This window comes from Bradyrhizobium sp. CCBAU 21365, assembly GCF_015291305.1.
GTDB classification, from domain to species: domain Bacteria; phylum Pseudomonadota; class Alphaproteobacteria; order Rhizobiales; family Xanthobacteraceae; genus Bradyrhizobium; species Bradyrhizobium elkanii.
Genome location: NZ_CP030036.1, coordinates 3,979,215 through 3,991,449 on the forward strand (window position 1 = coordinate 3,979,215; position 12,235 = coordinate 3,991,449).

The window sequence follows — 12,235 nt, forward strand, 5'->3', positions numbered from 1 at the left end:
CGGCTAGTTGTCCAGCCTGGACAGCTGGTCGCGGTCAACCAGCATGATTTCGCGCTGGTTCGAGCCAAGGAAGTTGAGCGCGCCGTAGGCGTGCAGCTTGGAGAGCGCACGTGACACGGTTTCGAGCGTCAGCCCGAGATAGTCGGCAATATCGCGCCGGCACATCGGCAAGGCGACGACGCCGACTCCGGTCAGCCGGCGATCCATTTCGAGCAGAAACGCGGCAACCCGCTCTAGCGCGGTCTTGCGGCCGAGCAGCAGCATGTGCTCTTCGGCATGTCGCAGGTTGCTGGTGGTCATGACCAGCAGGTTGCGAGCCAGGGCGAAATCGGAATCGGCCACGCGTTCGAGGCTCATTCGCCTGATCAGGTGCACGTTCGTGTCGACGATGGCTTCGGCGGTGAAGCGGTGGGTTTCGCCATTCTCGAGGCCGAAGATGTCTCCGACAAGGTGAAAGGCGCCGATCTGGCGGCGTCCGTCGGAGAGCAGCTTGTAGCTGCGGACCGCCCCCGAAACGACCTGGTAGACGTACTCCGCCGGCTCCTTCTCCCCGTAGATCTCGGTGCCCTTCCTGTAGTGGAATTCGCTGGTGGTGCAGTTGGCGTGCCGGGCGGTCAGCCCACCGAGGATGCTCGGTACGTTGGCCGGTCTGACATTGACGCGAGCGAACATGGACTAACTCTCTTGGGTAACGACTGTTGCAGCGTCCGCGGCGGCTCGAAATGCTTGTCCGCGCGCAAATGACTACGACAGGGCCCGGCCAGTCTCTATTGGTCTTGAGGTCATTGTCCTAAAGGACAGGGTGCGCCAAATGCGGCAATTTGTTCGTAATTGATGCGCACCATCTTAGATTACTTTTCAATTTTCACGGCGATAACCGGGTGCTACTTTTTGAACCCGTTGGTCTCCGGCTCCGAACGCTATGGGCAAGGCAATTCGGCTCTCTGGCCTGGTCATCCTCCTGGCTGCGTTGTTGGCGCCGGCCGGCCTCCAGGCGCAACCGATGCGCCCGCATTCCATGCTGGTGCTGGACCAATCCGATCGACGTGGCCCCTTCTACTACCAGGTGTTCGTTGGCTTGAGGGATGCGGTGAGCGCCCACGGTCACGCACCGACCACCGTCTACACGGAGAGCCTCGATCTCAATCGGTTCGGTGGCGAAGCCTATCAGGAGGATTTCCGGCGATTCCTCGAGGCAAAATATCGCGATCGGCCGATCGGCGTGGTGGTCACCATTGGAGCGGCTGCGCTTGAACTTGCGCTCCACTGGCGTCCGCAGCTCTGGCCCGATACGCCAATCGCGTTTGCGCTGGTCGAAGAGGCCGATTTCAAGCGATTGCGACCGCCTGCCTTTGTGACCGGCGGCATCGTGGCATCGAAGCTCAAGGATGCCGTCACGGCCGCTCGCGCCGTCGTGCCGGAGCTCAAGACCGTCGCGCTCGTCGGTGCGGACTGGGAGCAGCAGGTTCTGTTTCGCAATTGGAAAGACCAGGCCGCGGCCGGCATTCCGAGCCTCGACATCATCGAGATCATCGCACGTCCGATGCCTGATATCGTCGAGCAGGTCGCAGCGCTTCCCGACCATAGCGCGATCATCTACACGGGCCTCTATAGCGACGGGAAGGGCAACTACTATCCGCCCTCGGATGCCCTCTCATTTGTCGCGGCGAAGGCAAATCGTCCCATCGTGGTTCCGGCGGAGACGTTCCTCGAACCGGGCGGCATCGGCGGATTTGTCATCGTCCCATCCCTGGTCGGTGCCGAAGCAGCAGGCAGGGCGCTGCGGATTCTGGATGGCGAGGAACCGGAAAGCCTCCCACCGTCGGTCATCGATGTGGTGAAGCCGATTTTCAACTGGCGGCAGATGCAGCGCTGGAACGTCAGCGAAGCCAACCTGCCACCAGGCAGCGAGATTCGCTTCCGCGAACCGACCTTCCTGGAAAAATATCGTTGGCGGGCCGTCGCCCTGGCCACGGCATTATTGGTTCAAACAACTCTGATTGCGTTTCTGCTACATGAGCGTCACATGCGGCGGAGCGCCGAAGTCGAAGCCCGCAATCGCCTGTCTCAGCTCGCCCATATTAATCGGCAGGCGACAGCCGGAGAACTCTCGTCCTCGATCGCCCATGAGCTCAACCAGCCGCTCGGCTCGATCCTGACCAATGCCGAGAGCGCGGAGCTGATCCTCGCTTCGCCGACACCCGACCTTCAGGAGGTGCGGGAAATCATTTCCGACATCAAGCGCGATGATCTGCGTGCAAGCGAGGTGATCCGCAGGATGCGCAGCCTGCTGAAGCGTGCGCCATTTGAGAAGAAAGAGATCGACCTCAACCAAACCATGCGGGAAGCATTCGATTTCCTCAAGCTGCAGGCCTCGGCGCGCAACGTCGCAATCTACCTGCAGACCTCGCCGCAGACCCTGCGGGTGAAAGGCGACCCCGTCCAGTTGCAGCAGGTCATTCTCAACCTCGTGGTCAATAGCATGGACGCGATGGCCAAAATGCCCTACGGGCGCACCATCATCGGTCGGACGGAGGTCAATGGGGACGCGTCAGCGGTGATTTCCATTTGCGATTCAGGTCCGGGAATTCCCCAGGACAGGTTGAACGATATCTTCGATCCGTTCTTCACCACAAAGGAGCAGGGCATGGGCATTGGCCTGTCCATCGCGCGGACGATCGTTCTGGCGCATAGTGGCCAGCTCTGGGCCGAGAACCAGTCTGGAGGAGGCGCGGTATTCCACCTCTCACTGCCGCTGGCGGCGTAGCGCGTTTGGGTCTTGTTTGCCGAGGTGCAAGGTTCGATTTACGACCAACGCAGTATTTTCAGCCATGGCTGATGGTCATTCAATAAGTAGCGGCGATCGGCAGGCGGTGGAGCCAATAATGCACGCTTACGTGCACATAGTTGACGACGACGCCTCGTTTCGTACAGCGCTCGAGCGCCGGCTCAAACTTGCAGGCTATCGGGTTGCTACGTATGCATCGGCCAGTGAATTGCTTGGCCAATTGCCCGACGACGAAGAGACCGGCTGTATCCTGCTGGACGTACGCATTCCCGGAATGAGTGGTCCGGACCTGCAGCGTCGCCTCAACGAGCTGGGATCGACGCTCCCGATCGTTTTCCTGACCGGATATGCCGATACAGCGACGACAGTCCAGGCGATCAAGGCAGGTGCCGAAGATTTCTTGACCAAGCCGATCGCGTCGGAGCAGCTGATCGAGGCGATCAATCGCGCCGCTGCGCGGCACGAGCTGGCTCGTGGCCGGCGAACCAGGCTCGACTCACTGCGCGCGCTGCTGGCGAGGTTGACCCCGCGCGAGCGGCAGGTGTTCGACCTGATTGTGCGCGGTCGGATCAACAAGCAGATCGCTCACGAACTTGGCACGACCGAACGCACGATCAAGGCGCATCGTCACCAGGTCATGGAGAAGATGCAGGTGCAGTCGCTTGCCGAGCTGGTGTCGATCGCGGAGCAGCTCGGCACGCGCGCGTCCGGTGGCGAAGTCAAGGCTTGATCTGCCGCGCTGCTCTGCCCCTCCTGTCCCATGGTACAATATGAAAGCTCTGTGACGCGGCGTATCTCCGATATCGGCCGCGAGAATATTGCGCGCCGGTAGCCGCTTGACGTGCCCTTTGTCCATGCGCGAGCGAAGGTCATTCAGCGATAGGTAGAGGCTTCAGGATTTGCCGACCGCGAAACTCGTTTTCGTCGTGGATGATAATCCCTCGATGCTCCGTGGAATCGGACGGCTTCTACGGCAGTTTGGATTTGCATCCAGGCTATTCGAGACCGGAAGCGCGTTACTGAAACATGGCAGCTTTGACAGCGCGGTTTGTCTGATATTGGACGTCAATCTCAGCGATGGGTCCGGGATCGAACTGCGGCACCGCCTGGCGGATCAGGGCATAAAAATTCCTATCATCTACATCACCGGAAATGACAGCCCGGCGACGCGCATGGCGGCAATGGCATCGGGATGCGTCGCTTATCTGACCAAGCCATTCACGGCCAATTCGCTGATCCAACCGATTGAACGGCTACTGGCCGAAGTGGTCTAGCGGCCAGTGGTCTCAATCATTCGTCGATGACTTGATCGAGCGTCAGCGCGGGCGCTCCCTTGCGCACGGTCGCAAAGCGGTCGAGCGGGACCGATGTCGTCATCGTCAGAATGCTGGTGTCGACGACCTCGATCGAGAGCGTCTTTCCGCCATCCATGTCCTCGAGAAGCTTGGGATCGGCGACGTCGGCCGCGATGCACATGTTGGTCACGCACCAAGTATAAGGCAGGCGATAGGCTTGCTTCTGGTCTACCGATAGCTTGACGCCGGCCTGCAGATACATCCCGACCGGCAGGAATAGCTGGACGCGGTCGGTGCCGTCCTCTCGCTCGATCAGATCGACGCGAACGGCCGTCTGCCCGGTTGGGAAGGCGCCGGTGATCGTCGTTCGGCATAATGTCTTGGCGCCGGCAGCGTTGAAGCAGAGCTTTCGCCACTCGCCATACTTGATATCTCGTACCGGCGGGCGTGTCCCCCGCGGGGCCACCTCGCCACCGTCCTTCGCCGCAGCCGGTGGTGAGGGCGTCTGCTGACCGTGGGCGGCACTGATGCCGGCCGCAAGCAGCACCGACTTCGCCAAGGCACCATATCGGACCATGGATGCTCCTCCAGCGGAAAGGGCCGCCTAGCGAACCTTGTTGAGAAATCGTTCGACCAAGGGCGACCATGTGGGAATGGAATCGGGAGAGCCGATCAGGAAATGCCCTTCGTCGCCGAACGGCGGCAAAAGACGGTATTCGGCACGACCGCCGGCACGCGAGAAGGCCTCGTGCATTCGCTTTGACAGGGCCGGGCCGAAAAACGTGTCGTTCTCGATGTAGAGCCACAGCATCGGCACCCGCGAGGTGTGGCCGAACGCGCCGGTCGCTTCGACCAGTCTGTCGGGAGCGCAATTGTTGTTGGGCTTGCCGTCGACACGGCCGCCGCGGCCCGCCGCGAAGGTGATGATGGCCTTGACCTGCGGCGGATTGAGGCTCGACAGGGCAATCGCCGCCCAGCCGCCGGCCGACTGTCCGACGACGATCACGTCCTTCGGCACGATGCGCCTTTCGGCGGCCATGTAGTCAATGATCCAGAGATCGACCTGGGCGACGGCGAGGCCCGCATCGTGGAAATTCGGATCGGTGCATTTGCCGATCTTGGAGAAGAACGGGCCATAAAGACCGCGTTCAGGAATATCGATGGCCGCCGCGCCATAGCCGGTACCGACCGGCGCCACCACGAGGTAGCCGCGCCGTGCAAACCACATTGCGGCATCGCGAAATTCGACCAGCGGGAAGAAGCTGCGATCCCTGGCGTTCAGTGACACGCCATGGTTCATGATGACCAGCGGGAAAGGACCGTCGCCGAGCGGACGGACCAGATAAGCGAACATTGGCAGCGGCGTCGGCAACACCCAGATCTCTTCCTGGATGCGCTGGGGTGACTGTTGGTCATCGGCGCGTGCTGGAGCGGTCAGGCCAAGCAACAGCAGCGCTGCGGTTGCGAGGGTCCGTAAGCGGTGCTGACGCATGCCATGCGCTCCGGCAGTCATCTGGCAAATGTGCAGGTCACGACGATCGAGCCGCGCAAGATCAGAAGCACATTGAAGGCTGCAAGGCTTGATCTGAATCAACGCGCATCGGACCCGCCGGCGCAACCACATGCGACCATTTGTGGCGTGATACGGCGGGCTTGATGTCGATCCAGGCAGAGACGAGTTGGATGCGCTGGTTTCCGCCGGCGAACTGGCTCGCCGACTACCGCGCATCCTGGCTTGGGGCGGACGCAATCGCCGGGGTCACGCTGGCGGCCTACGCGATCCCGGTGTCGCTGGCCTATGCGGGGCTCGCGGGTCTGCCGCCGCAGATCGGCGTCTATGGCTATCTGCTCGGCGGCGCGGGCTACGCCCTGCTGGGCTCGTCCCGGCAGCTCGCGGTCGGACCCACCTCGGCGATCTCGCTGATGATCGCCGGCGCCGTCGGCATATTGGCCGGCGGCGATGCCGCGCGTTATGGGCAGATTGCCAGTCTCGTGGCCTTCAGCGTCGCAGTGCTGTGCCTGATCGCCTGGCTGTTCAAGCTCAGCCTGCTGGTGCGGTTGATCAGCGATAGTATTTTGGTGGGCTTCAAGGCCGGAGCGGGCCTCACCATCATCATGAGCCAGCTGCCCAGCCTGTTCGGCGTCGCTGGAGGCGGCCACAACTTCTTCGACCGCGTGATCAAGCTTGCCGGCCAGCTCGGCGATACTAGGCCGCTGGTGCTCGGCATTGGTGTGGCTGCGACGGTGTTGCTCCTGCTCGGCGAGAAGAGACTGCCCGGAAAGCCCGTTGGGCTGGCGGTGGTCGCGTTGTCGATCCTCGCGGCCAGCGCATTCGGGCTCGCAGAGCTGGGTTTGCCGGTGACCGGGCCGATCCCGACCGGGTTGCCGACGATCTCGCTACCGACCTTTGGTCTGCTCGAATTTGACGATCTCTTTCCGATCGCCGCCGGATGCCTCGTGCTGGCCTATGTGGAAGGGGTGTCCGCCGCACGAAGCTTTGCGGCAAAGCACGGTTACGCGCTGGATGTCAGGCAGGAGTTTCTGGGACTCGGCGCGGCCAATCTCGCCGCAGCCTTCGGGCATGGCTATCCCGTCGCCGGCGGGTTGTCGCAGTCGGCCGTGAATGACGCCGCCGGCGCACGCACGCCGCTGGCGCTGGTGTTCTGTTCGGCAACCCTCGCGCTCTGCCTGCTGTTCTTCACGGGCCTGCTGACCAATCTGCCGAAGACCGTGCTCGCCGCGATCGTTTTCTCAGCCGTCTACAAACTGGTCGATATTGCGGCGCTCGCCAGAATGTGGCGGATCAGCCGGATCGATTTCTATGCCGCTATCATCGCGCTGGTGTCCGTGCTGTTCCTCGGGATATTGCAGGGTGTGCTGCTGGCGGCCGTCGCCTCGATCTTCCTGCTGTTGTTGCGCGCGTCCCAGCCCAATATCGCGTTTCTGGGCCGTCAAGCCGGCAGCGGGCGCTATTCCGACCGGGCACGACACGATGACGTCGAGCCCTTGACCGGGATCATCGCGTTCCGCCCGGAGACCTCGCTCCTTTATGTCAATGCCGAGACGATCTTCGAGACGGTGCTGGCGGCGCTTCGGACGTCGCCGGACGTCAAGCTGGTGGCTTGTGACCTGTCGGCCTCGCCGTTCATCGACCTTGCGGGTTCGCGCATGCTGCACGACCTTCATCAGGAGCTCGCATCGCGCCAGATCACATTCTGCATCGTGGGCGCGCACGCGCAGTTGCGGGACCTGCTTCGGGCCGATGGTCTTGCCGACAAGACCGATAGCGGCGACTGGATGCGTACGCTCGACAGCGTATTGAGCAACAGGAAGCCGCAGGCAAGCATCTAGCGTGCCGAGCGGACTGCTGCGACATTCCGGTCTTGTTGCGTCGTCAAGACGTCGCGATCATGCGCGCTTGGGGGCTGCCTCAATGCAGCTTGCAGCTTGACTTGGATCAAAGGGCGCAATGGGCCCGGTTTGTACGATTCGACGGAACCAGCGCTGAGATCACGAGATCGGGAGATACTCATGGCCAACGACGCGAAGCCGGCACAGCAGCGCATCGACCAGTTCTTCTCCGGGCCCGGCGGACGGGCCGACAATTGGCGCGATCTGGTCGAGGCGGCAAAGACGTGGAGCAGGGGCGGCGACCGTGCGCCGTATGACGCGGCGCTGTCGGCGCTTGCGGTCACGGAGGAGTTTCACGGCTACCCGGGCCTGCGCTTGATGACGGCGCTGAAGGAAGCCGCGACGGCCGGCGACGCCGCCACCTCGCATATGCTTGCGGCGCGGATCGCGCAAGCGATTCAGACAAAATCCTTCCGCCAGCATGCAGGTGACTGGAGCACGCAGGATGACGGCAATGGCGACGTTCCGGATTTGCTCCCGCCAACGCTCGGACATTCGGCTGCGCGACGTCCTTACTTCGAGACCCTGATCGTGACCGGGGTGCCGGCCAGCAACTGGCCGGGACTCCTGGCGGAATGGCGCAAGCTGCGGCGTCCGCTCGACGCCTTCATCTATGAGCCCGTCGTGGTAGGTAGTCTCGAGGACGCCTTCTGTGCGGCAATGCTCAACCCCAACATTGCGGCGGTCGTGATCAATGAGGGCTTCGCCCTGCGTTCGCGTCACGATGCGCCGGTGCTGCGATCCATGATGACCGCGATGGGGCTCAGCCAAGAGTCCGACGCGTCTGCGTTGGGGCTGGCCCACATCCTGAAACGGGTTCGTCCCGAACTCGACATCTACCTGATGTCCAACCGCGACGTGGAAGCCATCGCCGGCGATCCCGAGGCCGACGTGGTGCGCCGCGTGTTCTACTCGGTCGAGGATATCCTCGAATTGCACCTTTCAATTCTGGAGGGCGTGCAGGATCGCTTCGACACGCCGTTCTTCGACAATCTGAAGAAATATGCGCAGCGGCCGATCGGTACCTTCCACGCGCTGCCGATCGCGCGCGGCAAGTCGGTGTTCAAGTCGGACTGGATTCGCGACATGGGCGAATTCTACGGGCTGAACCTGTTCCTTGCCGAGAGCAGCGCGACCACCGGCGGCCTCGACAGCATGCTGGAGCCGACCGGCAACATCAAGAAGGCGCAGGAGAAGGCCGCGCGCGCGCTCGGCGCCGACCGCGTCTACTTCGTGACCAACGGCACCTCGACATCCAACAAGATGGCGGTGCAGGCGCTGCTGGGTCCCGGCGACATCGCAATCGTCGACCGCAATTGCCACAAGTCGCACCACTACGGCATGGTGCTGGCCGGCGCGCAGCCGCTCTACGTCGAGGCATTCCCGATGACCGAATACTCGATGTACGGCGCGGTGCCGCTGCAGACGATCAAGCAGGCGCTTCTGAACGCGAAGGCCGATGGCCGGCTCGCCCGGGTCAAGATGATCGACCTGACCAATTGCACCTTCGACGGCCACATCTACAACACGCGGCGGGTGATGGAGGAATGCCTCGCGATCAAGCCTGACCTGATCTTCCTCTGGGACGAGGCCTGGTTCGGCTTCGCGCGGTTTTCGCCGTTCCTGAGGCGGCGAACCGCGATGGGCGCGGCGAACGAGATCGAAGCCTGGATGCGCGATCCGAAATCGGTCGCCGCCTATGAGAAACAGCAGGCCGAGCTCGGCAAGAATCCCTCCGACGAGGTGCTGCTCAAGACCAGGCTGATCCCCGATCCGCGCCAGATCCGGCTGCGCGTCTACCAGACCAATTCGACGCACAAGTCGATGTCGGCGATCCGCCAGGGCTCGATGCTGGCGGTCAAGGACATCGAATTCCACACCGTCGAAGCGCAGTTCAAGGAGGCCGTATTCACGCACGCCTCGACCAGCCCGAACCAGCAGCTGATCGCCAGCCTCGACGTCTCGCGCCGGCAGATGGAACTCGAGGGGTATGGACTGGTGGCCAATGCCATGGAGATCGCGTTCGCCATCCGCAACGCGGTCAACACCAATCCGTTGATTTCGAGGTATTTCCGCGTTCTCGGCGCGGATGCCATGGTGCCGAAGCAATACCGCCAGAGCGGCTTCACCGACTATCTGGCGGCCGGGACCAACTGGGCGAGCGCCCTGAAGAGCCTGAACGACGACGAGTTCTGCCTCGATCCGACCCGGATGACGCTGGTCTGCGGCACCGCCGGGTACGACGGAACGTCGTTCAAGGGGCTGCTCGCCAGCCGTTACAACATCCAGGTCAACAAGACCTCGCGCAACTCGGTCCTGATCCAGTCCAACATCAACAACACGCGGAGCGACGTCGCGCATCTCGTCCGGGTGCTGGCCGAAATCTCCGGCGAAATCGATCGCAGCCTGGCCAGGGGCGGCGCGAACGCCAGGGTCGACTTCGACATGCGGGTCAACAGCCTGATGAAGGACGTCCCCGACCTGCCGAACTTCTCGCATTTCCACGATGCCTATCGCGGCGATGCCGGCACGAAGACGAATGAGGGCGACATCCGCGGCGGGTTCTATTCGGCTTATGACGCTGCAGGATGCGAATATATTCGCCTGAACGATCCCGAGATCGACCGGCGCCTGAAGAACGGGCCCGATCTCGTCTCCGCAAGCTTCGTGATTCCCTATCCGCCGGGCTTCCCGATCATGGTGCCTGGCCAGGTCGTCACGCAGGAGACCATCGATTTCATGCGCAAGCTGGATGTGAAGGAAATCCATGGCTACGACGCGGCCGAGGGCCTGAAGCTCGTGACGACCGAGGCACTGGCCAGGAAGGGCAAGCCGCGAGCGGCCGCGCCGAAGTTCAAGGCTGCATCATAAACGAAGGAGAGTCCGCAAGGCGTCTTCGCATTCTTGCGGCGATGAGTCTTGCGCAACAAGCGTAACGCAACCGGTTCCTGGAGGGACACGATGAGAAAAATGAATTTGATCGGAGCTCTTGCTATGCTGGCGATTGGATTGGCCGGATTCAGCACGTCGTCGCTGGCTGAAACCGGCTCGGTCGCCGTCATCTTCACCAAGGGTGGATTCATCGTTGGTGTCGGAGGCGGCGAGGGCGTATTGACCCTGCGCGGCAAGCGCTATCCGTTCACGGTGTCGGGCATGAGCGTCGGCTTCACGATCGGCGCTTCGACCACCAAGCTGGTCGGGCGCGCCCTCAATCTCAGAGGGCCTGCCTCGATCGAGGGCTCCTACAGCGCTGCAGGCGCCGGTGGGGCGATCGCCGCGGGCGCCGGCGGCGTGCAACTGCAGAACGCCAATGGCGTGATCCTGCAGCTCAGCGGCCCGAAGGTCGGCGCCGAAGTGTCAGCCGCCGTGGGTGGGGTTACCATTCGCTTGAAATAGGTCCGGAGTGATCCAGGCCGCGCCCGGCGCGGCCCGGAGCTTTAGTAGCGTTCCTCGACGAACTTCATTCCGCGCAGTCCGGCCTGATCGTTGTAGCGACCCTTGTTGGAGCGCTGGGGTAGCTTGACCTTGTCGCGCCTGACCCGTCCGTGAGGAATCGTCTTCAGCAGGAACGCGATGCAGTTCAGCCGCGCCCGCCGCTTGTCGTCGGAACGGATGACGTTCCAGGGCGCGTGCTTCGAGCTCGTCGCCTTGAACATCAGGTCGCGCGCGCGGGAGTAATCATACCAGCGGCGGTAGGATTCCGTGTCCATCGGGCTCAGCTTCCACTGCCGCAGCGGATCGTCGATCCGGGCCCTGAAGCGGCGCTCCTGCTCATCCATCCCGACTTCGAGCCACAGCTTGATCAGGATGATGCCGCCCTCGATGATGTATTGCTCCATTTGCGGGCAGAGCGAGAGAAACCGCTTGTGCTCCGCCGGGGTGCAGAACCCCATCACATATTCGACGCCTGCGCGATTGTACCAGCTGCGATCGAAGATCACGATCTCGCCAGCCGCCGGAAACTGTTGCATATAGCGTTGGAGAAAGAGCTGGGTCTTCTCACGATCGGACGGCGCGGGCAGTGCGACCACGCGAAACACACGCGGGCTGACCTTTTCAGTCAGTGCCTTGATCGTCCCGCCCTTGCCGGCCGCATCGCGTCCCTCGAACAGGATGATGACCCTGAGATTGTTCGCCCTCACCCATTCCTGAAGATGACAGAGCTGGACCTGCAGCTTCTGCAGCTCCTTCTCATAATCCTTGCGTTTCATCTTCTCCGCGGACTTGTCTTTCGCCATGGATCCCCGTCCGTCGTTTTCAACTAGTCGCCCCAGGCAATGACGATTCCGATATCGCCGGGCATGCCGCCGGGGTAATCGACGATCTGATAGCGGATGCGGTAGCCGCGCGGCTGCAGGTAGTCAGCCCAAAGCTGGTAGATTTCCTTAGGTATGCCCGTCAGCGTCTTCTCCCAGCCGGCCTCCATCTGATTGATGGCTCGCCCCTTGTCGGTGCACAGCGTATTGGGAAAGCGATAGACCTGCACTTCGCTCAACCCGTTGCGCACCGCCCGCTGAATCACCGTCGACGCCAGTTTGACCTTCTCGTCCTCGCTGAGCCCGGAGGGCTTGCTCAGCCGCTCGATCAACGCGCGCTTCTCGGCTTCGATGGCAGCCGCACGCTTGGCGTGCTCCTCGGCTTTCTCCGCTTCCTTGAGCGCCGCCTGCTTCTGGATTTCGTGTGCCTTGGGGATCAGATCATCGATCTTGTCTCGCATGGCTGGGGACTCCTAAGCCCGATC

11 protein-coding genes are annotated in these 12,235 nt (G+C 62.3%); 6 read left to right on the forward strand and 5 right to left on the reverse strand.

Annotation, left to right across the window (positions count from 1 at the left end):
• Positions 1 to 3: 3 nt before the first annotated feature.
• A complete protein-coding gene (locus XI02_RS18035; protein WP_016842217.1) occupies positions 4 to 672 on the reverse strand; it encodes a helix-turn-helix domain-containing protein in 669 nt (222 codons plus the stop codon).
• A gap of 250 nt (positions 673 to 922) precedes the next feature.
• On the opposite strand from XI02_RS18035, the gene XI02_RS18040 reads away from it, so the two are divergent.
• The 3 genes from XI02_RS18040 (at position 923) to XI02_RS18050 (ending at position 4,062) form a co-directional block, all read left to right on the forward strand.
• Positions 923 to 2,767 (forward strand): ABC transporter substrate binding protein, encoded by a 1,845-nt coding sequence (locus XI02_RS18040; RefSeq protein WP_018270985.1) that lies wholly within the window; start codon positions 923 to 925, stop codon positions 2,765 to 2,767.
• A 118-nt stretch (positions 2,768 to 2,885) separates the two neighbouring features.
• Positions 2,886 to 3,518, forward strand: coding sequence for a response regulator transcription factor (locus XI02_RS18045; RefSeq protein WP_075968889.1), 633 nt, complete (start codon positions 2,886 to 2,888; stop codon positions 3,516 to 3,518).
• 169 nt (positions 3,519 to 3,687) lie between these two features.
• Positions 3,688 to 4,062: a response regulator gene (locus tag XI02_RS18050; protein WP_018270986.1), complete on the forward strand. Its 375-nt coding sequence runs from the start codon at positions 3,688 to 3,690 to the stop codon at positions 4,060 to 4,062.
• 16 nt (positions 4,063 to 4,078) lie between these two features.
• Here the strand turns inward: XI02_RS18050 and XI02_RS18055 are convergent, their stop codons facing one another.
• Together XI02_RS18055 and XI02_RS18060 are read right to left on the reverse strand one after the other, a co-directional pair.
• Entirely contained in the window at positions 4,079 to 4,660 is a 582-nt protein-coding gene (locus XI02_RS18055) for an invasion associated locus B family protein (RefSeq protein ID WP_018270987.1), read from the reverse strand.
• Between the two features lie 27 nt (positions 4,661 to 4,687).
• The gene (locus tag XI02_RS18060; protein WP_026192601.1) at positions 4,688 to 5,575 is read right to left on the reverse strand and encodes a S9 family peptidase; all 888 of its coding nucleotides are present in this window, start codon (positions 5,573 to 5,575) and stop codon (positions 4,688 to 4,690) included.
• 164 nt (positions 5,576 to 5,739) lie between these two features.
• Between XI02_RS18060 and XI02_RS18065 the strand changes: the two genes are divergently transcribed.
• The 3 genes from XI02_RS18065 to XI02_RS18075 all read left to right on the forward strand — a co-directional run bounded on the left by XI02_RS18065 (position 5,740) and on the right by XI02_RS18075 (position 10,890).
• The gene (locus XI02_RS18065; protein ID WP_018270989.1) at positions 5,740 to 7,434 is read left to right on the forward strand and encodes a SulP family inorganic anion transporter; all 1,695 of its coding nucleotides are present in this window, start codon (positions 5,740 to 5,742) and stop codon (positions 7,432 to 7,434) included.
• 180 nt (positions 7,435 to 7,614) lie between these two features.
• On the forward strand, positions 7,615 to 10,365 hold the full coding sequence (locus XI02_RS18070; RefSeq protein ID WP_018270990.1) for a decarboxylase: 2,751 nt from the start codon (positions 7,615 to 7,617) through the stop codon (positions 10,363 to 10,365).
• A 123-nt stretch (positions 10,366 to 10,488) separates the two neighbouring features.
• The gene (locus XI02_RS18075) at positions 10,489 to 10,890 is read left to right on the forward strand and encodes a hypothetical protein (protein ID WP_018270991.1); all 402 of its coding nucleotides are present in this window, start codon (positions 10,489 to 10,491) and stop codon (positions 10,888 to 10,890) included.
• 41 nt (positions 10,891 to 10,931) lie between these two features.
• Here the strand turns inward: XI02_RS18075 and ppk2 are convergent, their stop codons facing one another.
• Together ppk2 and XI02_RS18085 are read right to left on the reverse strand one after the other, a co-directional pair.
• Complete coding sequence (gene ppk2, locus XI02_RS18080; protein WP_018270992.1) at positions 10,932 to 11,732, reverse strand: polyphosphate kinase 2; 801 nt, start codon at positions 11,730 to 11,732, stop codon at positions 10,932 to 10,934.
• 23 nt (positions 11,733 to 11,755) lie between these two features.
• Positions 11,756 to 12,211, reverse strand: a complete 456-nt coding sequence (locus XI02_RS18085; protein ID WP_018270993.1) for a hypothetical protein — start codon at positions 12,209 to 12,211, stop codon at positions 11,756 to 11,758.
• Positions 12,212 to 12,235: the final 24 nt, after the last annotated feature.